Origin of the sequence: Pseudomonas sp. ATCC 13867 (assembly GCF_000349845.1) — a bacterium.
Classification (GTDB): Bacteria; Pseudomonadota; Gammaproteobacteria; order Pseudomonadales; family Pseudomonadaceae; genus Pseudomonas.
Window position 1 is genome coordinate 2,087,132 of sequence record NC_020829.1, and the last position, 22,869, is coordinate 2,110,000.

Genomic DNA, 22,869 nt, shown 5'->3' on the forward strand with positions numbered 1-22,869 from the left:
CAACAACAATGTCACCAGGAGGGTACTTTGAAGCTCAAGGCTTTTTGCTGGGCGCTTGCCAGCATCTTTTCCACCGGGGCGATGGCGCAGACCTATGTGGTCGGCGTCGAGAACCTGCCATTCGCGCCACACTACGTCACTGACGATCAGGGGCACTACCAGGGGTTTGCCCGCGATCTGCTGGATCTGTTCGCCAGCAGCAGCGGCATCACCCTGGAATACCGCCCGCTGCCGGTGGATGCGCTGTTGCCGGCGCTGCTTTCGGGCGACGTCGATTTCAAGTACCCGGACAACCGTGACTGGGCGCCGGAGCAGAAAGCCGCCAGCTCGCTGCGCTATAGCCAGCCGGTGACCCAGTATGTCGACGGTGTGCTGGTGGCCCCCGATCGCGTGGGGCAGGGTGTCGGGGCGTTGAAGCGGCTGGCGCTGGTGGAGGGCTGGACGCCGCGTGGCTACGAGGCGCCGGTGCAGTCCGGGCAGATCGGCATCGCTCCCAGCGCCGACCTGCGGCAGATGATCCATACCGCGCTGAAGAAGCAGGCCGACGGCGCCTACTTCAATGTGGTGGTCGCGACCTATTACCTGGACAACATTCGCGCGCGCCCTGGTGCGCTGGTGTTCGATCCGTCCCTGCCGCACACCCGCAGCACTTTCCAGCTCTCGACGGTGAAGCACGGCGAGTTGATCGAGCGCTTCGATCGCTTCCTCGTCGAGCACGCCAAGGAGGTTGCGCTGCTCAAGGCCAAGTACGGCGTCGAGGCGAGCCTGGACTCCGAGCATCTGGGTGTCGAGCAATGGAAGGTGGATTTCCTCGAACGGCAGAAGGCCAGGCAGAAAGCGGCGGTCTCGCCCTGAGCGTATATCTTCCCTAGAATCGCGGCTGCCGTTCGCGCGCCAGCCGTAGGGAGGATGAAGTGCGCCGCGCTTTGTTCATCTGCAGCCGCAATCGTTTGCGCAGCCCCACTGCCGAAACCGTCTTCGCCAACTGGCCGGAGGTCGAGACCGACTCCGCCGGGCTGGCGCCGGACGCGGACGTTCCGCTGAGCGTCGAGCACCTGGACTGGGCCGACCTTGTCTTCGTCATGGAGCGCCGACAGCGGCAGGCACTGCTGCGCCGGTTTCCGCTGGCGATGCGCGGTAAACGCTTGGTCTGCCTGGATATCCCCGACGACTACAGGTACCAGCAGCCGGAACTGGTGCTCCTGCTGGAGCGCAAGGCCGGCCCCTTCCTGCTCCGGGAGGGAGCATGAGCGAGATCCGCATTTCACTGCGCGAGGGCGTGCTGGTCTGCCCCGGTTTCCGCATTCAGGCGCAGCCCGAGCCTTCACTGGAAATCGACGGTGACCTGCTCTGGGCCCTGGAGCAACCATTGTGGTGCGACCTGGCTGTCGAGCTGGATACGCGCGACGGCGCCTGCTGGGTCACGCCCCTGCCGCTGGAGCGGCAGGCTGGCTTCGATCCACGGCGGGTCATCGGCTGGTGCGACGAACCGGTGCGCATCGAGCAGCCCGAAGGCGTCGAGGATGCCGAAGGCGCCATTCACTGGTGGCGTGGCGGCACGGTTGCCGATGTGCGCGGGCGTATCAGTCATCATCCCTGGGGGCGACTGCTGCGCGTGGAGGGTGGCGGTTTCGGGCCCGAGCACATGCTCTTTCCCCGAGACTGCGCCTGCGTCTACCTGGGGCGTCTCGACGCCGACTGGCGTGCACTGCGCTTCGAACTCTTTTCCTGACCTGGCATCTTAATAGATAGCGGCCCAGCAGTTGGCGCCGATAGGGCGGGAACGTTGCGGCCGGCCGGCTCTTGCGCCGAGCGGCAGCACCTCGCGCCTTTTGCATGTAGTCAATGATGAGGTGACCCTTAATGATCATAACAAAGCGGGTGAAGAGCCTTGCAGCCGTGTTGGTGCTGGCGCAGTTGGGCGTGGTGGCGGAGATTCCGCTGGCGCAGGCGAGCATGGTCGGTACCGGTGAAGTGCTGCAGGCGCAGCAACAGCAGGTCGACCGTGAGCAACTGCTGAAAATGCTCGATGACCAGGGTGTGCAGCAGAAGCTGCAGTCTATGGGCGTCGAGCGCAGCAAGGTGGAGCAGCGCATCAAGAGCCTCTCCAATGAGGAACTGGCGCAATTCAACCAGCAGCTGGACCAGGCTCCCGCCGGCGGCATCATCGGCATCATCCTGCTGTTCCTGCTGATCTTCGTCATTACCGACATGCTCTGCATTACCCACATCTTTACCTTCGTCCGGTGCCAGCGTTGAGTCGCTGGGCCGTGGCTGCCGCATTGGCGGCGGTCATGGCGCTCGGCGGCTGCGCGCAGGCGCCGAAGTTGCCGGCCAGCGTGGCGGCGCTACCGGAACGCGTGGAACTGCGTGATGTGCAGTTTTTCCCGCAGCAGGAGTTCCAGTGCGGGCCGGCCGCGCTGGCGACCATGCTCAACCAGCGCGAGGTGCGAGTGACGCCGCGCCAGTTGAAGGATCGCGTCTTCCTTCCGCAGCGCCAGGGCAGCTTGCAAGTGGAGCTGGTGGCGGCGGCGCGGGAGCAGGGCATGCTGGTCTATCCGTTGCGGCCGCGCCTGGAGGATGTGCTGAGCGAAGTGGCAGCGGGCAACCCGGTGCTGGTCCTGCAGAACCAGGGGTTGGACTGGTTGCCGGTGTGGCATTTCGCGGTGGTGGTCGGCTTCGATCGGCAGCGTCACGAGTTGATCCTGCGTTCGGGCATTACCGAGCGGTTGGTGATCGACTTCACCGCCTTCGATGTCACCTGGGCTCGTAGCAAACGCTGGGCGGTACTGACCGTGCCGGCGGATCGCCTGCCGGCCACGGCGCAGCCGACCGCCTGGTTGCGCGCGGCCCATGACCTGGAGGAAACCGGCCAGCCGGCGCTGGCCGAGCAGGCTTACCGCACCGCGACACAGGCCTGGCCACAGGATGCGCTGGGCTGGTTCGCCCTGGCCAATGCGCAGTATGCGGGTGGTCACCTGGCCGAGGCGGAATCGGCTTTGCGGCAGAGCGTGGGCGTGCGTCCCGACTTCGCCGCCGGCTGGTTCAACCTGGGGAACGTGCTGGGTGAGCGGGGTTGCCCGCAGCAGGCGCGCGAGGCGGGTAGCTGTGCGGCCCGTCTGGCGCCGGCGGATTCGCGCTTTGCGGTGGCTCCCGGTGGCGCTTCGAATGCCGCGGCGCGCTGTGAATCGCTGCCGGCCTGCCCGGGCGGCTGAATCCTTTGGGTGAGTAAAAGAAAACGGCGCCTCGCGGCGCCGTTGTTCTTCGTGCGGTACGGGGCGTCAGACGCCCAGCTTGTCGCGCAGGTTGTAGTACCAGGCGCCGATTGCGGAGAACGGTACCTGGAACATGCGGCCACCCGGGAACGGGTAGTGCGGCAGGTCGGCGAAGGCGTCGAAACGCTCGGCCTGGCCGCGCAGCGCCTCGGCCAGTACCTTGCCGGCGAGGTGGGTGTAGGTCACGCCGTGGCCGGAGCAGCCCTGCGAGTAGTAGATGTTGTCGCCGATGCGGCCGACCTGCGGCAGGCGCGACAGGGTCAGCAGGAAGTTGCCGGTCCAGGCGAAGTCGATTTTCACGTTCTTCAGCTGCGGGAACACCTTGAGCATCTTCGGACGAATGATCGCTTCGATGTTCGACGGATCGCGCGCACCGTAGACCACGCCGCCACCGAAGATCAGGCGGTTGTCGCCGGTCAGACGGTAGTAGTCGAGCAGGTAGTTGCAGTCCTCGACACAGTAGTCCTGCGGCAGCAGGGTCTTGGCCAAGTCGGCGCTCAGCGGCTCGGTGGTGATTACCTGGGTACCGCACGGCATGGACTTGGACGCCAGCTCCGGCACCAGGCCGCCGAGGTAGGCGTTACCGGCCACCACGATGAACTTGGCCTTCACGCGGCCTTGCGGGGTGTGCACCACCGGGTTGGCACCACGGTCGATCTTCACGGCAGGGGACTGCTCGTGGATCACGCCGCCCAGGGACTCCACGGCCGCCGCTTCGCCCAGGGCGAGGTTCAGCGGGTGGATGTGACCACCGCTCATGTCGAGCATGCCGCCGACGTAGCTGTCGGTTGCCACGACTTCGCGGATGCGCTTGGCGTCCATCAGTTCCAGCTGGGTGTGGCCGAAGCGCTCCCACAGTTTCTTCTGGGACTCCAGGTGGCCCATCTGCTTGGCGCTGAGGGCTGCAAATACGCCGCCGTCCTTCAGGTCGCACTGGATGTTGTACTTGGCGATGCGCTCGCGAATGATACGGCCGCCTTCGAAAGCCATCTGGCCCAGCAGTTGAGCCTGCTTGGCGCCGACGGTGCGTTCGATGACGTCGATGTCGCGGCTGTAGCTGTTGACGATCTGCCCACCGTTACGGCCCGAAGCGCCGAAGCCGACCTTGGCGGCTTCCAGTACGGTGACCTTGAAACCGTTTTCCAGCAGGAACAGGGCAGTGGACAGGCCGGTGTAGCCTGCGCCGATCACGCAGACGTCGGTTTCCACCTCGCCCTGCAGTTCAGGACGGGCCGGGACCGGGTTGGCCGAGGCTGCGTAATAGGAAGAGGGGTAGGGGGTGTGCGGCATAATGCACCTGTGTTTGTTATTTTTTACGAGATGAGTGGATGCTACCTGAGTCGAATCTGGCCGGCTAGTAGCTGTGCAAAATAATTTACGGACGGTCGAACATAAAAAAATTCACTTTTTCAGTGGCTTAGCTGAAAAAATGCTTGACGCTCCAAATTCATCGCGTAGAATGCGCCCACATCGACAGGCACATAGCTCAGTTGGTTAGAGCACCACCTTGACATGGTGGGGGTCGTTGGTTCGAGTCCAATTGTGCCTACCAAACATAGCCGCTTCGGCGGTTGCAAAAAGGGCGATCCGAAAGGATCGCCCTTTTTGTTTGCCTGCGGAAAAGTTGACGCGCCTGCTAGGGTGTCTTCTGGGGTGTGTCGGAGGTGGTGATGGGCGGTCTGCGATTCTGGTTGTTGCTCGGCGCGTTGCTGGCGTCCGGGTCGGCGTGGGCGGACATGCAGGTGGTCTGGCCGGAGGGCTGGAGTGTCTCGCGCACTCCGGAGGATGCGGCGGCCGATGCTCCGGTGATTCGCCAGCGCGGTGTGCGCATGGCAGAGGATGGTTCTCAGGCGTTGGTCATGGAGGTTACGCGTAGCCGTTTGGCTGCCGACGCTTCCGTCAATGTGGAGAAGGTCATCGTCGAGATGCGCAAGGCGCTGCAGAAGGACTTTCTTCGTCAGGGCTTCCAGGCGGCCTGCAGCAGGCCGCAGGCGGTGAAACTGGGCGGCCTTGAGGGGCTGGAGGTGCGCTGTGGTATCAGTCGAAACGGTACCGAGGTGCTGAAGCAGGCGTTGCAGGTGGCGCTGGGAGCTGGGGCGGCCTATTCGCTGACCTATGCGGCGCCGGCGGAGCACTATGCGGCGCTTGCGGGGGAGATTGAGTCGGTCAAGGCGGGGATCAGTCTGCGCTGACCTTTGTGCAAATCGCTGCCTTGTATATAGAAGGCAGAAAGCAAGAAGCCCCGCTTCGGCGGGGCTTTTCATTGTCAGGCTCAAGCGGCGAGGGTGGCTTGCACGCGCTCGATGACTGCTTGCAGCGGTGCTTCGTCCTGATACTGCTGGGGATAGAGGCGCTCGGTGTGCTTGGCGATGCCGTGCTCGTTCACCAGCGTGAAGCTGAAGCCGTGCTTGCGCTTGGCCTGGATGATGCAGTTCAGTGGGGCGAAGGCTGCCGATAGGGCGTGAATCGCCTCCTGGATATGCGGGGAGGTTTTCATTGTCTTGTCTTTCCAAATAGGTAACGGTCTTGTGACCGTTGAAATCGTAAAAAGCTCCGGGTGCACTCTGAGGATGCAGAAGGCGTGTGACCGGAATATGGCAGCGAATGGAAACTTGAGGGTCGGTTCGCGTCAGTCTGCAGTGTTGGGTGAAGGCAGTTGAACTGACGTGGGCGCTATCGCTCGGGCAAACTTTCCTGGCGCGGCTGACGTGCTCTGGAATCGATGCGGAGGAGGCGCTGGCCGTGGCCCTGTGGTGCCCAGCTCCAACCCTGGATCAAGGTAGGGAAGTGCTGGGAGGGGCGACCTTAGGTTTGGTGCTCGCTTTCAGAATTATAGGGGTTTCTGTTGAAAATGGCCAGACGATGTTGGGCCGCTGGTCAGAATCATTGCGAGTCTGTAAAGAAAAGCCGCAGGGCGGGAGCGCTCTGCGGCTTTGGGGCTTACTTCTGCAGCCAGGATTCGACGGTTTCGGCGCCGTATTGTTGCTTCCAGGCTTTCAGGGTCTTGTGATTGCCGCCCTTGGTCTCGATGATTTCACCGGAGTTCGGGTTCTTGTAGGTTTTCAGCTGGCGGCTGCGGCGATGCTGGATCGGCGCCGGTTCACCGGTGGGTTGCGGGTCAAGAATGTTGATGACGTTCCGCAGGTTCATGCCGTACTGGTCCATCAGGGCTTGCAGTTGGTCCTTGAACTCCAGTTCCTTTTTCAGGCTGCTGTCGTTCTTGAGTTTCTCCAGCAGTGCGAGTTGTTCTTTAAGCTGGCGTTCGGCTTCGCGGAACTCCGCAAGTTTGGACATCATATGCTCCCGTCGGCAGGGGTGAATTGTGGGGCGATTTTCTGTTCTTGTCGTTATCGCCGTCAACTATGGATATGAATTGTTGCGATTCGGAAAATATGCCTTAAACCTTCCGGGCTGTTATCCAGGGGGCACGGCTTAGTTGTTTTCTGGGGATAATGCGCGGACTAAGGGAGGCTTCGTCAAATCCCTGTGAAAGCTGTGTGATTCATTGTGGTGCGTTGAGTGCGAGAGCGGGATGAATAGCGAGAGTGTGCGGTATCGGGTCAATGATTATGAACTCGCGTGCCTGGTGGCGGGGCGGGGGGTGCCGCTTGTGCTGGTTCATGGTTCTCTCTGTGATTACCGCTATTGGCAGGGGCAGTTCGCTGCGTTATCTGGCCGCTATCATGTAGTGGCGCCTAGCCTGCGGCACTATTTTCCCGAGCAGTGGGATGGTAATGGGACGGGTTTTACTACTGAGCAGCATATGAGCGATCTGCTTGCATTGTTGGATCAATTGCCCGGTCCGGTGCATCTGTTGGGGCATTCGCGCGGTGGCAACCTTTGTCTGCGCGTGGCCCTGGCGGCGCCGGAGAAGTTGCGCTCCCTGACATTGGCCGATCCTGGCGGGGATTTTGCGGAAGACGTATTCCGTATGGTGGACTTGGTATCGCCAATATCCCCGCTTGAGCGCAATCAGTTCCGTCAGCAAGCGCTGATGATGATACGCGCGGGGCAGGTTGGCGAAGGGTTGCAGCTCTTCGTGGATACGGTGAGCGGTGCGGGCGTGTGGGAGCGTTCTTCCCGACAGTTCCGTGAAATGGCCACGGCCAATGCCATGACCCTGGTAGGGCAGGTGACGGACCATCCGCTGCCGATTTCCCGTGCTCAACTCGAGCAACTGCAATTGCCGGTGCTGCTGATCGGCGGGGCAAAAAGCCCGGAGCCTTTTCCGCGGATCATCCAGGCGCTGCAATCGACCCTGGCGGGCGCCCGTACTTCAATGATTTCCGGTGCTTCTCATGGCATGAATGTCATCCGTCCGGCGTCCTTCAATCGCACCGTGCTGGAATTTGTCGATCAATACTGAGCGAAGTCGGGGGTGGCCGCTCGTCAGTTACCCAAAGTTGCAGTAACATCCCACGCCTTGCCCGCTATCGCTTGCGGGCAGGTTTTCCGATTTCTTCCAGTGATCTCCGTCCGCGCGCTAAGGCGCAGGGTGCCGACAAGGCGCCTGCCACTGTGAGGCAGGCCTACCCGGCGGGCGACGCTTACTGGCACATCCCAACCCATGTGGCCTTTCGTAGGGGTCACCACTAGGAGAGGAGGCGCCATGCCCATCATTACTCTTCCCGACGGTAGTCAGCGTTCCTTCGATCATCCGGTCAGCGTGACCGAGGTGGCGCAATCCATTGGCGCAGGCCTGGCGAAAGCCACCCTGGCCGGCAAGGTCAACGGCCGCCTGGTCGATGCCTGCGACATCATCGACAGCGACGCGACCTTGCAGATCATTACCCCGAAGGACGAGGACGGGCTGGAAATCATCCGCCACTCCTGCGCTCACCTGGTGGGCCATGCGGTCAAGCAACTGTATCCGACCGCCAAGATGGTCATCGGCCCGGTGATCGACGAAGGCTTCTATTACGACATCGCCTTCGAGCGCCCCTTCACGCCGGAAGACATGGCTGCCATCGAAAAGCGCATGGCCGAGCTGATCGAGAAGGACTACGACGTCATCAAGAAGATGACGCCGCGTGCCGAAGTCATCGAGACCTTCAAGGCTCGTGGCGAGGAATACAAGCTGCGCCTCATCGACGACATGCCGGACGAGAAGGCTATGGGCCTGTACTTCCATGAGGAGTACGTGGACATGTGCCGCGGCCCGCACGTGCCGAACACCCGTTTCCTGAAAGCCTTCAAGCTGACCAAGATTTCCGGTGCCTACTGGCGCGGCGACTCGAAGAACGAGCAACTGCAGCGCGTCTACGGCACCGCCTGGGCGGACAAGAAGCAGCTGGCTGCCTACATCCAGCGCATCGAGGAAGCCGAGAAACGCGACCATCGCCGCATCGGCAAGCAGCTCGACCTCTTCCACCTCCAGGAAGAAGCGCCGGGCATGGTCTTCTGGCATCCGAACGGTTGGACCGTCTATCAGGTGCTCGAGCAGTACATGCGCAAGGTGCAGCGCGACCACGGCTACGTGGAAGTGCGTACCCCGCAGGTCGTCGACCGCATCCTCTGGGAGCGTTCCGGCCACTGGACCAACTACGCCGAAAACATGTTCACCACGGCGTCGGAAAGCCGCGACTTCGCGGTCAAGCCGATGAACTGCCCATGCCACGTGCAGATCTTCAACCAGGGCCTGAAGTCCTACCGCGACCTGCCGCTGCGCCTCGCCGAGTTCGGCGCCTGCCACCGCAACGAGCCGTCCGGCGCGCTGCATGGCATCATGCGCGTGCGTGGCTTCACCCAGGACGACGCCCATATCTTCTGCACCGAAGAGCAAGTGAAGAAGGAAGCGGCCGACTTCATCAAGCTGACCCTGCAGGTCTACTCGGACTTCGGTTTCACCGATGTCTCCATGAAGCTGTCCACTCGTCCGGCCAAGCGCGTTGGTTCCGAGGAGCTGTGGGATCGCGCCGAAAGCGCGCTGGCCGACGCTCTGAACGAATCCGGCCTGGAGTGGGAGTACCAGCCGGGCGAGGGCGCGTTCTACGGTCCGAAGATCGAGTTCACCCTGAAGGACTGCCTCGGCCGTAACTGGCAGTGCGGCACCCTGCAGTACGATCCGAACTTGCCGGAGCGTCTGGATGCCAGCTATATCGCCGAAGATAACAGTCGTACCCGCCCGGTCATGCTGCACCGCGCGATCCTCGGCTCCTTCGAGCGCTTCATCGGCATGCTGATCGAGCACTATGCCGGCCTGTTCCCGGCCTGGCTCGCACCGACCCAGGCCGTGGTGATGAATATCACTGACAAGCAGGGCGAATGGGCTGAAGAAGTGGTGCGCCAGCTCGAGCAAAGCGGATTCCGTGCCAAGTCCGACTTGAGAAACGAGAAAATTGGCTTTAAAATCCGCGAGCATACTTTGCTCAAGGTTCCCTATCTCCTGGTTATTGGAGATCGGGAAGTTGAATCGCAGGCCGTCGCCGTACGTACGCGCGAAGGGGCAGACCTCGGCTCGATGCCGGTCGCCCAGTTCGCTGAGCTGCTCGCTCAGGCGGTTTCCCGGCGTGGTCGCCAAGACTCGGAGTAATCATTATTAAGCGTGAAATGAGACAGGATAAGCGGGCTCTCCCGAAACCGCCGATCAACGAGAATATCACCGCCCGTGAGGTTCGTCTGATTGGTGCTGACGGTCAGCAGATAGGAGTGGTGTCCCTCGACGAGGCCCTCCGTCTAGCCGACGAGGCCAAGCTGGACCTGGTGGAAATTTCTGCTGATGCGGTGCCCCCTGTCTGCCGCATCATGGACTACGGCAAGCACCTCTTCGAAAAGAAGAAGCAGGCCGCTGCTGCGAAGAAGAACCAGCACCAGCAACAGATCAAAGAAATCAAGTTTCGTCCAGGGACGGAAGAAGGGGATTACCAGGTAAAACTACGCAACCTGGTACGTTTCCTTAATGAAGGGGACAAGGCCAAGGTATCGCTTCGATTCCGTGGTCGTGAGATGGCCCACCAGGAGCTGGGCATGGAGCTGTTGAAGCGGGTCGAAAACGACCTCGCCGAGATCGGCACCGTGGAACAGCATCCCAAGCTGGAAGGACGCCAGTTGATGATGGTCATCGCTCCCAAGAAGCGTAAATAACCTCCCGGGCACTGGCAGGCCTGATGGTTATCAGTTGTTAACGAATGCGGAGTACTAAACATGCCAAAGATGAAAACCAAGAGTGGCGCCAAGAAGCGCTTCAAAGTGACTGCTGGTGGCATCAAGCACAAGCACGCTTTCAAGAGCCACATCCTGACCAAAATGACCACCAAGCGTAAGCGTCAGCTGCGCGGCACTTCGATGCTCGCTGCTTCCGACGTTCGCCGTGTAGAACGCTCCCTGCGTCTGCGTTGATTTCTGGTAGAGGATAAATAAATGGCTCGTGTTAAGCGTGGCGTGATTGCCCGTCGTCGTCACAAGAAGATCCTGAAGCTCGCAAAAGGCTACTACGGCGCGCGTTCGCGCGTGTTCCGCGTTGCCAAGCAGGCGGTAATCAAGGCTGGCCAATACGCCTACCGTGACCGTCGTCAGCGCAAGCGTCAGTTCCGCGCCCTGTGGATCGCCCGTATCAACGCTGGTGCTCGTCAGAACGGTCTGTCCTACAGCCGTCTGATCGCTGGCCTGAAAAAGGCGGCCATCGAGATCGACCGTAAGGTCCTGGCCGATCTGGCTGTGAACGAAAAAGCGGCGTTTACCGCGATTGTCGAGAAAGCGAAGGCCAGCCTGGCTTAAGCCCCACGACAGTTACCGGATCTCGGTCCGGACGTAACGTCACCGATAGGGGAAGAGCCTTACCGCTCTTCCCCTATTTTGTATCTGGAGTTGGTACATGGAAAACCTGGACGCGCTGGTTTCGCAGGCCCTGGACGCCGTGCGAAACACCGAAGACGTCAACGCCCTGGAGCAGATCCGGGTTCACTACCTCGGCAAGAAAGGCGAGCTGACCCAGGTCATGAAGACCCTGGGCGACCTGCCGGCCGAAGAGCGCCCCAAGGTCGGCGCGCTGATCAACGTCGCCAAGGAACAGGTTCAGGATGTGCTGAACGCCCGCAAGGCTGAGCTTGAGGGCGCCGCCCTCGCCGCCAAGCTGGCTGCCGAGCGCATCGACGTGACCTTGCCGGGGCGTGGCCAGACCTCCGGCGGCCTGCATCCGGTCACCCGCACCAAGGAACGCATCGAGCAGTGCTTCACCCGTATCGGCTATGAAGTCGCCGAGGGGCCGGAAGTCGAAGACGACTATCACAACTTCGAAGCGCTCAACATTCCGGGTCACCACCCGGCTCGTGCCATGCACGACACCTTCTACTTCAATGCGAACATGCTGTTGCGCACCCATACCTCGCCGGTACAGGTCCGCACCATGGAAAACCAGAAGCCGCCGATTCGCATTGTCTGCCCGGGCCGCGTCTACCGCTGCGACTCCGACCTGACCCACTCGCCCATGTTCCACCAGGTCGAAGGTCTGCTGGTCGATGAAGACGTCAGCTTCGCCGACCTCAAGGGCACCATCGAGGAATTCCTCCGCGCCTTCTTCGAGAAGGAGTTCTCCGTTCGCTTCCGTCCGTCCTTCTTCCCCTTCACCGAGCCTTCGGCGGAAGTCGACATCCAGTGCGTGCTCTGCAGCGGCAAGGGTTGCCGCGTCTGCAAGCAGACCGGCTGGCTGGAAGTCATGGGTTGCGGCATGGTCCACCCCGACGTGCTGCGCATGTCCGGCATCGACCCCGAGAAATACCAGGGCTTCGCCTTCGGCATGGGTATCGAACGCCTGGCCATGCTGCGCTATGGCGTGAACGACTTGCGCCTGTTCTTCGATAACGATCTGCGGTTCCTCGGCCAGTTCCGCTAGCCCGCACGACCGTCAACGCATTTAGGAGAGCAGGATGAAATTCAGTGAACAGTGGCTGCGGAGCTGGGTAAATCCGCAGGTATCCCGTGACGAGCTGGTCGCTCGTCTGTCCATGGCTGGCCTCGAGGTCGACGCCGTGATCCCGGTTGCCGGCCAGTTCAGCGGCGTGGTCGTTGGCGAAGTGCTGTCGACCGAACAGCACCCGGACGCCGACAAGCTGCGCGTCTGCCAGGTCAGCAACGGTTCGGAGACCTTCCAGGTCGTCTGTGGCGCGCCCAACGTGCGCCCAGGCCTGAAGATCCCCTTCGCCATGATCGGCGCCGAGCTGCCGGGCGACTTCAAGATCAAGAAAGCCAAGCTGCGCGGCGTTGAATCCAACGGCATGCTCTGCTCGGCCAAAGAGCTGGAAATCAGCGAAGAGAACGCCGGCCTGATGGAGCTCGCCGCTGATGCGCCGGTGGGCGCCAACATCCGCGACTACCTCGAACTGGACGACGCCTCCATCGAGATCGGCCTGACCCCGAACCGCGGCGACTGCCTGTCCCTGACTGGCCTCGCTCGCGAAGTCGGTGCGTTGTACAGCGCCGAGGTCAAGCCGGTGGTGGTCAACGCCGTTGCTCCGCACATCGACGAAGTGCGCAACGTCGAGCTGCTCGCGCCCAAGGCCTGCCCGCGCTACCTCGGTCGCGTTGTCCGCAACGTCGACCTGAGCAAGCCGTCCCCGCTGTGGATGGTCGAGCGCCTGCGCCGTTCCGACATCCGCAGCATCGACGCCGCCGTCGATATCACCAACTACGTGATGATCGAACTGGGCCAGCCGATGCACGCCTTCGACCTCGACGAGATCAAGGGCGGCGTGCGCGTGCGCATGGCGGAGGAGGGCGAAAAGCTCGTCCTGCTCGATGGCCAGGAAGTCACCCTGCGTGCCGACACCCTGGTGATCGCCGACCACGAACGCGCCCTGGCCATTGCCGGCGTGATGGGTGGCGAGCACAGCGGCGTCAGCGCCAAGACCCGCGACCTGTTCCTCGAAAGCGCCTTCTTCGACAGCATCGCCGTGGCCGGCAAGGCTCGCTCCTACGGCCTGCACACCGATGCCTCGCATCGCTTCGAACGTGGCGTGGACTCGCAGCTGGCCCGTCGCGCCATGGAGCGCGCCACCGAACTGCTGCTGCAGATCGTCGGCGGCGAAGCCGGCCCGATCGTGGAAGCGGTCGACGAGGCCGACCTGCCCAAGGTTGCTCCGGTCACCCTGCGTGCCGAGCGCGTCACCCAGATGCTGGGCATGACCCTGGAAAACGCCGAGATCGAGCGTCTGCTCACCGCTCTGGAGTTCGACGTCCAGAAGGCCGGCGCCGATGCCTGGACTGTGGGTGTGCCGAGCCATCGCTTCGACGTCTCCATCGAAGTCGACCTGATCGAAGAGCTGGGCCGCCTGTACGGCTACAACCGTCTGCCGGTTCGCTACCCGCAGGCCCGCCTGGCGCCGAACACCAAGTCCGAGTCTCAGGCCGAACTGCCGGCACTGCGCCGCCTGCTGGTCGCCCGCGACTACCAGGAAGCCATTACCTACAGCTTCATCGATCCCAAGCTGTTCCAGCTGTTCCACCCTGGCGTTGAGCCGCTGATGCTGGCCAACCCGATCTCTGCCGACATGGCCGCCATGCGTGCCTCGCTCTGGCCGGGTCTGGTGAAGTCCCTGCAGCACAACCTCAACCGCCAGCAGACCCGCGTGCGCCTGTTCGAAAGCGGCCTGCGCTTCGTTGGTCAGTTGGAAGGGCTGGTGCAGGAAAACATGCTCGCCGGCGTCGTCTGCGGTGCCCGTCAGCCGGAAGGCTGGGCCAACGGCCGCGAGAGCGTCGACTTCTTCGACGTGAAAGCCGACGTCGAAGCGCTACTGGGTAGCGCCGGCGCCATCGATGCCTTCACCTTCTCCCCGGCGGAGCACCCGGCGCTGCATCCGGGCCAGACCGCCAGGATCGAGCGTGACGGCGTGCTCGTCGGTTATCTGGGTGCCCTGCACCCGGAGCTGGCCAGGGCGTTGGACGTGGATCGCCCGGTCTATGCCTTCGAGCTGGTACTGGCCGAGGTCGCCAAGGGCCGCCTGCCGAAATTCAGCGAACTGTCGCGCTTCCCCGAAGTGCGCCGTGACCTGGCGCTGATCGTCGATCTGGATACCCCGGCCGAATTCGTCCTGGCAAATATCCGTGAAATGGCGGGCGAATGGCTGACGGACCTCAGGCTGTTTGACGTCTACCACGGTAAAGGCATTGATCCGCTTAGAAAAAGCTTGGCGGTTGGCTTGACCTGGCAGCATCCATCACGCACTCTTAACGATGACGAGGTGAACGCGACTACGCAGAATATCGTCGCCTCGCTGGAACAAAGGTTCAACGCCACGTTAAGGAAGTAGCGTATGGGGGCTCTGACGAAAGCTGAAATTGCTGAACGTCTGTACGAAGAGCTGGGCCTGAATAAGCGGGAAGCCAAGGAACTGGTGGAGCTCTTCTTCGAAGAGATCCGCCAGGCGCTGGAGCATAACGAACAGGTGAAGTTGTCGGGTTTCGGCAACTTCGACCTGCGCGACAAGCGCCAGCGTCCGGGACGCAACCCGAAGACGGGAGAGGAAATCCCGATCACAGCCCGGCGCGTCGTCACCTTTCGTCCAGGGCAGAAACTGAAGGCCAGGGTTGAAGCTTATGCTGGAACCAAGTCATAACGACGAGTTGCCCCCCATTCCGGGCAAGCGCTATTTCACCATCGGTGAAGTAAGTGACCTTTGCGCGGTAAAGCCGCACGTGCTGCGGTACTGGGAACAGGAGTTCCCGCAACTCAACCCGGTCAAGCGACGAGGCAACCGGCGCTACTACCAGCGTCAGGACGTGCTCATGATCCGCCAGATCCGCGCGCTGCTCTACGATCAGGGCTTCACCATCGGTGGTGCCCGCCAGCGCCTCACTGGCGATGAAGCCCGCGAGGACGCCACACAGTACAAGCAACTGATCCGGCAGATGATCGCCGAATTGGAAGACGTGCTGCACGTCTTGCGCAAGTAACTGAAAAAAATGAAAAAAGCACTTCTCCGAAGCAAATGCTTGGGGTATAGTGCGATCCGCTTCTGAGGGAACTCAAAAGCAACGTCGGGGCGTAGCGCAGCCTGGTAGCGCACTTGCATGGGGTGCAAGGGGTCGAGTGTTCGAATCACTCCGTCCCGACCAATATATTCAATGACTTAGCCGCCTTCGGGCGGTTTTGTCGTTTCTGGGCAGTGACTTTTCAAGTGGCACGCCCCTTTTCGACTAGCCCATCCTCCTCTTTAGAATCGTAAGCGCCGGTGCGCGACGGTCGGTTGCTGATACCTTGTTGGCTGCCTCAATCAGCTTGTCCAGCTCCGCCGCGGAGTAGTGGCTGGTGATGCTGCCGTTCTTGTGGCCCAGTAGCCCTCTCTCTCCACAACACGCTTGATAGTCAAGAAGGGAGGCGGGCTGTAGTCCGCATACTCCAACGGGGAATAGGAGCGGATAGGCTTGCCTCTGTAGGCGAGCGCCGAAGTGTAACGTCGCCAGCAGGGGAGCGTCAGGCTGCAGTCCTGAATCATGAGCGGGATTGATACGCGGGCCTGAGGAGCTCCTTGTATATTGGGGATGATATCTGTCGGTCTGTGGGCGACTACTCCAGTTACGGCGGCGAGGTGTCCTTCGGTAGGCGCTGCGATGGGTGTCCGCGGGTTAGCCGGGGCGTACGAGAGCCTATGGGTTCAACAGCTTTCCAGGTGGATCTACACACGAGCTCCAGCGGGGCCGCCCCTCATTGCCATCATTGGGACCCCATACGCTTAGAGTTGGCATTCGTACGACATATGGGAAGACTGGACGTTGCCTTCAACAGCGCGGGGATTCCGGCGAACTGCTGCCGGTTGATGCGCTGGGCCTGGAAACCTGGCGACGGGTGATCGATGTGAACCTGGTCGGGGTATTAAGTGCATGCTTCATCAGATCGCGGCGATGAAGGCTCCGGGCAGTGGGGCAATCATCAATGCGGCGTCGATCGCGGGTGTCCGCTCGATGTCGGGTGATGTCGCGTATCGTGTGTCCAAGCATGGCGTGATCGGTTTGGCGCGTGCTGCGGCGATGGATTGCGGGCGCTACAACATCCGGGTCAATGCCGTGTGTCCGGGCCTGATCGCCACGCCGATGACGGTGAGCACAGGGGGACGACAAGAGCGTGAAGGTGCTGCTGGCCAACGCCGCGATTCGTCGCGCAGCAAAGCCCGAGGAGGTCGGTGAGCTGGTCATGTGGCTGGCGTCGGAGCGAGCTTCGTTCGTCACCGGCGCTCACTATCTGGTCGACGGTGGTCTTACGGCCTGATTGCCGCCTCTGTGGGCTGGTTTCGACGTTCCCCCGGGCCAGCCACTTATTCCCCCCGCGCCACCGCTTGCGGAGGCTTCTGCGATTGGCTGCGCTCCCGTCGCCTGGGAAAGGCATTGTGACGTCCAGCTCCTTCAAGGGGCTTTTCTGAGTGCTCAGAGAGGCCGGAGTCAGCTCTGAGTGGAAGCCTTCAGGCGCTCATGCTTGAGCACATTGCGCGTGGTGGTCTCGTAATGTTCGGTGAGCAGCTCGCAGGCCCGCTCCACGTCACGTGCCAATGCCGCGTCCAGCAGGGCGCGGTGTTCACCCGGTACATCGCGATCGATGCTGCCGGCGTACAGCAGCGACAACTGGCGATAACGCGCGGTCTGGTCGCGGAGCATTCCGGCAAAGCGCATCAGCCAGTGCGAGTCGCAGGCCGAGAGCAGGATAGTATGGAAAGCCTCATGGGCCTGCTCCCAGTCCGGCCGCAGCATTCTCTCGGGGCCTTCCACCACCGGCAGGCGGTCCAGGCGGTGGTGGGCGGCAATCAGCCGGCTCTCCCAGTCCAGGTCGCCTTGGGTGATGGATAACCGCAGTGCCTGGCATTCGATCAGCAGACGGGTATGGGTGATGTCGCGGATTTCTTCGGCGGAGATGCGGCCGACGCTGAAGCCTTTCTGCTCGGTGGCGAGTACGAAGCAGGTGGCAGCCAGGCGCGACAGGGCCTCGCGCAACGGGATCACGCCGGCGTCGTAGGTATCGGCGAGCTCCTTGAGGCGCAACTTGCTGCCTGGCGCCAGGCGGCCGCTGATGATGTCCTGGCGGACACGGGATTCAAGCTGGGAAGCCATCGTGCGCTTGTCGACGCCTTCGACCGATTCCATCCAGCGTTCAGGTTGGTTCATGGCAGATACCCAGTGTGCGTCAGCGTTAGCAGGATCATACACGCAGAGCCTTTTGTAGAAAATCTGAAGAAAATATATTTTTTAATTGACGATATATTTTAACGGGTTTAGCTTTCTCCCTATGCCGTTCTGCGTGACGGTGCCGTACAACACAACAAGAGGTCCTGATCCATGCGCTATGTATCGTTCAATCATCAAGGCCGCGCCGTGCTGGGCGTTCGCACTCCTGAAGGCGTGAAGGTGCTGGGTGAGGAAACCCTGGAGTCGCTGCTGACGCGTGGTGAGGACCTGGCCACCTATGGCGAGAAGGCCAAGGGGGACGTCGTGGAGGTTGGCGAACAGGACTACCTGCCGTTGATGCGCAGGCCGGGGAAGATCGTGTGTGTCGGCCTCAACTACGCCGACCACACCAAAGAGTCGCCCTATGCGCAGCCGGACTATCCCACCCTGTTCCCGCGCTTCAACAGCAGCCTGACCGCTCATAACCAGCCGCTGGTGCGGCCGCGCGTTTCCGACACGCTGGACTACGAAGGCGAGATGGCGGTGGTGCTCAAGAGTGGCGGCCGGCATATCCCGAAAGACAAGGCTCTGGACTGCGTGGCCGGCTACGCGCTGTTCAATGAGGGCTCCGTGCGTGACTATCAGTTCAAGTCGCCGCAATGGACAGTCGGCAAGAACTTCGACGACACCGGCGCCTTCGGTCCTGATCTGGTCACCGCGGACGAACTGCCGCTCGGCGGCAAGGGCCTGCTGTTGCAGACCAGGGTCAACGGCAAGGTGGTGCAGTCAGCCAACACCCAGGACATGCTGTTCGACGTGGCAACGATCATCTCCACCCTCAGCGAGGCGGTGACCCTGGAAGCCGGCGACGTGATCGTCAGCGGTACGCCCGCCGGCGTCGGCTTCGGCATGGACCCGAAGGTCTATCTCAAGGCCGGCGATGTCGTGGAAGTTTCCATCGAAGGCATTGGCACGCTGGTCAATCCGGTGGTCGACGAGGCCTGAGCGGTCGCCGCAACCGATGAGCAGAGAAGCCCCCTCCCTGGGGCTTCGACTACAACAAGATGAGGGAGGCGATCATGGGCATCACGAGTCGTGGCGTGCATTCGATCGATCATTACGCGCTGTACGTCCCGTCGCTACAGCAGGCCCGGCATTTCTTCGAGCACTTCGGTCTGGATGTGCAGGGGAGCGAGGCGTGGCTGGACATTTCGGCGGCCGACGGCCATCGCTGGGCGCGCATATTGCCGGGGCCGGGCAAGTCACTGGCCTGGATCAGCTTCAATTGCTTCGAGGACGACTTCGCCACGCTGCGCGAGCAGGTGGAGCGTAGCGGCGCGCCGCTCGAAGAAGGCGCTGGCGACGGTTTCTGGTTCCGCGATCCGGACGGCAACCTGATACAGGTCCGGGTAGGTGAGAAGACCATGCCGGATTCGCGCCCCACGAGTCCCCAGGTTGTTCGCGACCTGCGTGGCGTGGGCAGCCGGGACGCGGTGTGCCAGGTCCGGCCAAGGCGCCTGTCCCACGTCCTGTTCTTTTCTCCAGACGTGCCGCGGGCCGTGGCTTTCTATGAGCAGGCGCTGGGTTTGAAACTTTCCGACCGCTCCCAGGACATCATTGCCTTCACCCATGCGCGACACGGTTGCGATCACCATCTGGTGGCCTTCGCCAAAAGCGGCGCCAAGGGGTTCCACCACGCGGCCTGGGACGTCCCGACCATCGATGACGTGGGCAATGGGGCGGAGCAGATGGCCGCCGCGGGCTATGTCGAAGGGTGGGGCACGGGCAGGCATTGCCTGGGTTCCAACTACTTCCATTACGTCCGCGACCCCTGGGGCTCCTTCAGTGAGTACTCCACGGAAATGGACTTCATCGAGGCCGGGAGCGAGTGGCCGGCGGGAGACTTCCCAGCGGAGAGCTCGCTGTATCTCTGGGGGCCGCCGGTCCCCGACTACTTCATCCTGAACACCGAGGCGGGCGGCTGACCGGCACGCCAGCAACTCCCTGACGCCATTCATTTCGTATTCGCTGATTGCCTTCGGGCAAGCGGCGCGGGTTCGGCTTGCCCGATCCTGGATAAGTGGCGCAGGCAATAGCGCCCGCCCTGGTGGGTAACTTTCCGATTTCAAGAACAAGAGTGCGGAGTACAACCATGAAACTGCAAAACACCTCCGAAATCATCGAAGTCCCCGTCCTGATTGTCGGAGGTGGTCCCTCCGGCCTCACGGCTTCCCTGCTGCTGTCGCGCTACGGTATCCGCAACCTGCTGATCAACAAGTATCGCTGGACCGCCAACAGCCCGCGGGCGCACATCACCAACCAGCGCACCATGGAAGTGTTCCGGGATGCCGGTGTCGAATCGCAGGTCGTCGCCGCCGCAAGTCCCCATGAGCTGATGGCCAACAACGTCTGGGCCACCAGTTTCAGTGGCCAGGAGTTCGGCCGCCTGCTGACCTGGGGGAATGCCATCGAGCGCAAGTCCGACTACGAATTGGCCAGCCCGTCGGCCATGTGCAACATCCCCCAGCACCTGATGGAGCCGATTCTCGCCAACGAAGCCTTGCGCGCCGGCAGCGAGATGCGTTTCAACAACGAACTCGTGGACTTCACCCAGGATGCCGAGGGGGTTACCGCCCGCGTCCTTGATCGCGGTACCGGGCGCGAGTTCACCGTGCGCGCCCGCTACATGATCGGCGCAGACGGTGCCCGTAGCCGGGTGATGGAGTTGCTCGGCATCCCGCTGGAAGGCGAGATGGGCCTGGGCTGCGCGGTGAATGTCTGGCTGCGCGCCGACCTGCGCCGCTACTGCGAAAGCCGCCCTGGCGTGCTCTATTGGATGGTGCAGCCGGGCAACGACTACTGGGTGGGCAGCGGTACTTTCATCTGCGTTCGTCCGTGGAACGAGTGGGTGATGCTGTTCATGTACGATCCCGCACAGGGGGAACCGGACCTCAGCGAGGCAGCGGTGATCGAGCGAGCCCGCCGTGTCATCGGCGACGCCGATATCCCCGTGGAAGTGCTCGCCACCAGCAAGTGGCAGATCAACCACGTGGTCGCCAGCCACTACTCCGAAGGGCGGGTGTTCTGCTGCGGCGACGCTGTGCACCGCCATCCGCCGGCCAACGGGCTGGGCACCAACACCTCGGTGCAGGACGCCTACAACCTGGCCTGGAAGCTCGCGATGGTCCTTAAGGGGGAAGCCGGCACGGGGTTGCTGGACAGCTACAACCAGGAGCGTCAGCCGGTGGGGCGCGAGGTCGTGGACCGCGCGATGGAGAGCGTACGCAACATGTTGCCGATCTCCAGCGCGCTGGGTTTCAAGCCAGGCCAGACCGAGGCCGAAGGCTGGGCGAGCCTGCAGGAGCTCAGCGCGGACTCGGCAACCGGCCGTGAGCGCCGCGCGGCCCTGGAGCAAGCCATTCAACTGCAGCACTATCAGTTCAACTGTCATGGCGTGGAGCTGGGCCAGCGTTATCAAGGCTGCGCGGTGTCGGGGGATGGCAGCGAGGCGCCGGCCTATGGTCGGGACCGTGAACTCTACTATCACCCCACCACCTGGCCCGGTGCGCACCTGCCGCATGCCTGGTTGCATGACGCCGCCGGACACAAGCTCTCCACCCTGGATGTCTGCAGCCAGGGGCGGTTCACGCTGCTTATCGGGCACGGTGGAGAGGCCTGGCGCCATGCCGCCCAACTGGCTGCCCAGGAGCTGGGCATCGATCTGGTCGTACGCCGCATCGGGCTGGGCCTGGAATATACCGACAGCTATGGCGATTGGTCGCGGCTGCGTGAGATCCATGAGGACGGCTGCGTACTGGTCCGTCCTGACAAGCATGTCGCCTGGCGTGCGCAGCGTGTTTCACCATCTGCCGATGCATTGCTGCTGGATGCCTTGAAGGCCGTGCTGGCTCGCCACTGAGTTTCCCTTCCCGTTCATGAGTCCCTTCCCGCCGGGCCGGTCACACGGCCCGGTTCGGGAGTGTTTTGCCCCGCGAAGGCCTTCCGGGAGGGGACTCGCCCTATCCGCGAAAACAAGAACAAGAGGCAGATATGTTGAACAACGTGATGCTGTCCATGAGCGCCGGTTTGCTCGCCGTTGCGGCGATGAGCGCTCACGCTGAAGTCGAAGAAAAGGGGGAGGGCTCCCTGGCGCGCTGGTTGCTCGGTCCCGAGCTGGAGCATGACCACGGCATACGGATTTCCGGTCTGCTGGATGTCGGCTATGCCCGCAACAACCGCTCCAGTCATGCCGAGCGAGAGGACGGTCTGAGCAACCTGCCGCTGACCGGCTTCTCCGATGAAGGGCTGGAGCTGGCATCGGTGCATATATTTGCCGACAAGCCGCTGGTGGCCAATGTGGTACCCAGGGTCACGCCGCTGCCCGGCCCCAAACCCGAAGAGGTGTCCTTCGGATTCAGCATGGAGACGCTCTATGGGCGCAACGCCCAGTTTGCGCGGACCTTCGGCTGGGACATGCACTGGCCCGCCAACTCACCGGGCGACGACGATGTCGAACGGGCCAAGCGCGACAAGGAGAAGTTCGTCGCCACGCCGAACCTGTTCGCTTCCATATACCTGCCCTATGGTCCCGGCTTCAGCCTGATCGCCGGGATCTTCGGCCCGGCGACGGGCTACGAGATCCCACCGAACATCCGAGAGGCGCGCAACCCATTCGCCAGCAAGACCTACGCCTTCGTCTCCGAAGCCAGCACCGTGTCGGGATTCCTGGCCAGCACCCGGTTACTCGATGACGAGAGCGGTCTTCTCGGCGTCGAGCTGGGGGTGGTACAGGGACGCAACAACCTGCGGGACAACAACAGCGGCAAGTCGGTCCTGGGCGCGCTACGCTGGCGCACGCCAGACATGCAGACCTGGATCGACTACGAGTTCATGGTTGGCGATGAGGAGAACCATGACTTCGACGACGTCCAGGCCCCTACCGCGCGGTTGGTCTCTCACGATGGCCAGTTGCGTCAGCAGCATTCGCTGAACGCCTGGCACGCTTTCGATACGCGTTGGTCGATGGGCGGGGAGGTGGTCTACGGTCGCCAGTCCGGGGATGGGAAGGCAGACACCGTCGATATCGTCACCGGGCCTGGTTTCGACGGAGCCTCATGGTGGGGCGTCAACGGTGTGCTGACCTACCAGCACCGCAAGGACCTGGCCTTTTCCGTTCGCGGCGAACACTTCCGCGATCGCGACGCCTTCGTGCTGTTCCCCACCAGTAGCGCTCGGGGCGACTTCAACGCTCTGACGATGGGCCTCCGATGGGACGCCACGCGCCACATCAGCATCCGTCCCGAACTGCGTTACGACTGGTTCGATCCCATCGAACATGACCGAGTCTACGGCAATGGTCGTGACCGCACCCAATTGACCGGTCTGGTCGAAGCCCTCGTGTACTTCTGATCCACCCCGCAATCCTACCTGCGCAAGCGTTCATTCCATCCATGCCCTTGGCGGCGGAGGAGTACCCGTATGTTCGATAAAAAGTACGAATGGAAGGCCG

The 22,869-nt window shown here is 62.2% G+C and carries 24 protein-coding genes, 2 tRNA genes and 2 pseudogenes (1 of these 28 running past the window's edge); 23 read left to right on the forward strand and 5 right to left on the reverse strand.

Annotation, left to right across the window (positions count from 1 at the left end):
* Window positions 1-27 precede the first annotated feature (27 nt).
* From H681_RS09510 to H681_RS09530, 5 genes are all read left to right on the forward strand, one after another.
* Window positions 28-855, forward strand: coding sequence for a substrate-binding periplasmic protein (locus H681_RS09510; RefSeq protein WP_015476647.1), 828 nt, complete (start codon window positions 28-30; stop codon window positions 853-855).
* Window positions 856-914: 59 nt separating this feature from the next.
* Window positions 915-1,250, forward strand: coding sequence for a low molecular weight protein tyrosine phosphatase family protein (locus H681_RS09515; RefSeq protein WP_041711855.1), 336 nt, complete (start codon window positions 915-917; stop codon window positions 1,248-1,250).
* Entirely contained in the window at window positions 1,247-1,732 is a 486-nt protein-coding gene (locus tag H681_RS09520) for a hypothetical protein (RefSeq protein ID WP_015476649.1), read from the forward strand. The genes H681_RS09515 and H681_RS09520 overlap by 4 nt, the downstream gene beginning before the upstream one ends.
* Before the next feature lie 131 nt (window positions 1,733-1,863).
* Complete coding sequence (locus tag H681_RS09525) at window positions 1,864-2,259, forward strand: PA2779 family protein (RefSeq protein ID WP_041711856.1); 396 nt, start codon at window positions 1,864-1,866, stop codon at window positions 2,257-2,259.
* Between the two features lie 35 nt (window positions 2,260-2,294).
* Window positions 2,295-3,215, forward strand: coding sequence for a PA2778 family cysteine peptidase (locus H681_RS09530; protein ID WP_015476651.1), 921 nt, complete (start codon window positions 2,295-2,297; stop codon window positions 3,213-3,215).
* A gap of 66 nt (window positions 3,216-3,281) precedes the next feature.
* On the opposite strand, the gene H681_RS09535 is transcribed toward H681_RS09530, so the two are convergent.
* Window positions 3,282-4,565: an NAD(P)/FAD-dependent oxidoreductase gene (locus H681_RS09535; RefSeq protein WP_015476652.1), complete on the reverse strand. Its 1,284-nt coding sequence runs from the start codon at window positions 4,563-4,565 to the stop codon at window positions 3,282-3,284.
* A gap of 185 nt (window positions 4,566-4,750) precedes the next feature.
* Here H681_RS09535 and H681_RS09540 point away from each other — a divergent pair.
* Window positions 4,751-4,827 (forward strand) — tRNA-Val (locus H681_RS09540).
* A 118-nt stretch (window positions 4,828-4,945) separates the two neighbouring features.
* The gene (locus tag H681_RS09545) at window positions 4,946-5,467 is read left to right on the forward strand and encodes a DUF4946 domain-containing protein (protein WP_015476653.1); all 522 of its coding nucleotides are present in this window, start codon (window positions 4,946-4,948) and stop codon (window positions 5,465-5,467) included.
* An 80-nt stretch (window positions 5,468-5,547) separates the two neighbouring features.
* On the opposite strand, the gene H681_RS09550 is transcribed toward H681_RS09545, so the two are convergent.
* Both H681_RS09550 and H681_RS09555 read right to left on the reverse strand, forming a co-directional pair.
* A complete protein-coding gene (locus H681_RS09550) occupies window positions 5,548-5,772 on the reverse strand; it encodes a hypothetical protein (protein WP_015476654.1) in 225 nt (74 codons plus the stop codon).
* A 443-nt stretch (window positions 5,773-6,215) separates the two neighbouring features.
* On the reverse strand, window positions 6,216-6,569 hold the full coding sequence (locus H681_RS09555; protein WP_015476655.1) for a histone-like nucleoid-structuring protein, MvaT/MvaU family: 354 nt from the start codon (window positions 6,567-6,569) through the stop codon (window positions 6,216-6,218).
* A 238-nt stretch (window positions 6,570-6,807) separates the two neighbouring features.
* On the opposite strand from H681_RS09555, the gene H681_RS09560 reads away from it, so the two are divergent.
* The 10 genes from H681_RS09560 to H681_RS09605 all read left to right on the forward strand — a co-directional run bounded on the left by H681_RS09560 (window position 6,808) and on the right by H681_RS09605 (window position 15,323).
* A complete protein-coding gene (locus H681_RS09560; RefSeq protein ID WP_015476656.1) occupies window positions 6,808-7,641 on the forward strand; it encodes an alpha/beta fold hydrolase in 834 nt (277 codons plus the stop codon).
* 243 nt (window positions 7,642-7,884) lie between these two features.
* Entirely contained in the window at window positions 7,885-9,807 is a 1,923-nt protein-coding gene (gene thrS / locus H681_RS09565; RefSeq protein WP_015476657.1) for a threonine--tRNA ligase, read from the forward strand.
* Complete coding sequence (gene infC / locus H681_RS09570; RefSeq protein WP_169942760.1) at window positions 9,807-10,358, forward strand: translation initiation factor IF-3; 552 nt, start codon at window positions 9,807-9,809, stop codon at window positions 10,356-10,358. Before thrS ends, infC begins: the two co-directional genes overlap by 1 nt.
* A 60-nt stretch (window positions 10,359-10,418) precedes the next feature.
* Window positions 10,419-10,613 (forward strand): 50S ribosomal protein L35, encoded by a 195-nt coding sequence (gene rpmI / locus H681_RS09575; protein ID WP_009617012.1) that lies wholly within the window; start codon window positions 10,419-10,421, stop codon window positions 10,611-10,613.
* A 21-nt stretch (window positions 10,614-10,634) separates the two neighbouring features.
* Window positions 10,635-10,991 carry a 50S ribosomal protein L20 gene (rplT, locus tag H681_RS09580; RefSeq protein WP_003099086.1) on the forward strand — a complete coding sequence of 119 codons (357 nt, stop codon included), beginning with the start codon at window positions 10,635-10,637 and terminating at the stop codon, window positions 10,989-10,991.
* Between the two features lie 97 nt (window positions 10,992-11,088).
* Window positions 11,089-12,105, forward strand: coding sequence for a phenylalanine--tRNA ligase subunit alpha (pheS, locus tag H681_RS09585; protein WP_015476659.1), 1,017 nt, complete (start codon window positions 11,089-11,091; stop codon window positions 12,103-12,105).
* A gap of 34 nt (window positions 12,106-12,139) precedes the next feature.
* Window positions 12,140-14,518: a phenylalanine--tRNA ligase subunit beta gene (pheT, locus tag H681_RS09590; RefSeq protein WP_015476660.1), complete on the forward strand. Its 2,379-nt coding sequence runs from the start codon at window positions 12,140-12,142 to the stop codon at window positions 14,516-14,518.
* A gap of 3 nt (window positions 14,519-14,521) precedes the next feature.
* Complete coding sequence (gene ihfA, locus H681_RS09595) at window positions 14,522-14,824, forward strand: integration host factor subunit alpha (RefSeq protein WP_003090661.1); 303 nt, start codon at window positions 14,522-14,524, stop codon at window positions 14,822-14,824.
* Window positions 14,805-15,161, forward strand: coding sequence for a MerR family transcriptional regulator (locus H681_RS09600; protein WP_015476661.1), 357 nt, complete (start codon window positions 14,805-14,807; stop codon window positions 15,159-15,161). The genes ihfA and H681_RS09600 overlap by 20 nt, the downstream gene beginning before the upstream one ends.
* An 85-nt stretch (window positions 15,162-15,246) precedes the next feature.
* Window positions 15,247-15,323, forward strand: a tRNA-Pro gene (locus H681_RS09605).
* A gap of 81 nt (window positions 15,324-15,404) precedes the next feature.
* On the opposite strand, the pseudogene H681_RS26860 reads toward H681_RS09605, so the two are convergent.
* Window positions 15,405-15,551: pseudogene (locus tag H681_RS26860) on the reverse strand (tyrosine-type recombinase/integrase); the annotation flags it as partial.
* 537 nt (window positions 15,552-16,088) lie between these two features.
* Between H681_RS26860 and H681_RS25725 the strand changes: the two are divergent.
* Window positions 16,089-16,473, forward strand: a pseudogene (locus H681_RS25725) (SDR family NAD(P)-dependent oxidoreductase).
* Between the two features lie 170 nt (window positions 16,474-16,643).
* On the opposite strand, the gene H681_RS09615 reads toward H681_RS25725, so the two are convergent.
* Window positions 16,644-17,360, reverse strand: coding sequence for a GntR family transcriptional regulator (locus tag H681_RS09615; RefSeq protein WP_236620513.1), 717 nt, complete (start codon window positions 17,358-17,360; stop codon window positions 16,644-16,646).
* Between the two features lie 171 nt (window positions 17,361-17,531).
* Here H681_RS09615 and H681_RS09620 point away from each other — a divergent pair, with 171 nt between their 5' ends.
* The 5 genes from H681_RS09620 to H681_RS09640 all read left to right on the forward strand — a co-directional run.
* Window positions 17,532-18,365 (forward strand): fumarylacetoacetate hydrolase family protein, encoded by an 834-nt coding sequence (locus H681_RS09620; protein ID WP_015476664.1) that lies wholly within the window; start codon window positions 17,532-17,534, stop codon window positions 18,363-18,365.
* A gap of 74 nt (window positions 18,366-18,439) precedes the next feature.
* A complete protein-coding gene (locus H681_RS09625) occupies window positions 18,440-19,345 on the forward strand; it encodes a VOC family protein (RefSeq protein ID WP_041712529.1) in 906 nt (301 codons plus the stop codon).
* Between the two features lie 167 nt (window positions 19,346-19,512).
* Complete coding sequence (locus H681_RS09630) at window positions 19,513-21,279, forward strand: FAD-dependent monooxygenase (protein ID WP_015476666.1); 1,767 nt, start codon at window positions 19,513-19,515, stop codon at window positions 21,277-21,279.
* 131 nt (window positions 21,280-21,410) lie between these two features.
* Window positions 21,411-22,769 carry an outer membrane beta-barrel protein gene (locus tag H681_RS09635; protein ID WP_015476667.1) on the forward strand — a complete coding sequence of 453 codons (1,359 nt, stop codon included), beginning with the start codon at window positions 21,411-21,413 and terminating at the stop codon, window positions 22,767-22,769.
* 69 nt (window positions 22,770-22,838) lie between these two features.
* A protein-coding gene (locus H681_RS09640; protein WP_015476668.1) for an MFS transporter crosses the window boundary here: on the forward strand, window positions 22,839-22,869 show its beginning. It continues 1,202 nt past the right edge of the window; only the first 31 of its 1,233 coding nucleotides appear in the window; its start codon is at window positions 22,839-22,841; its stop codon lies beyond the right edge, outside the window.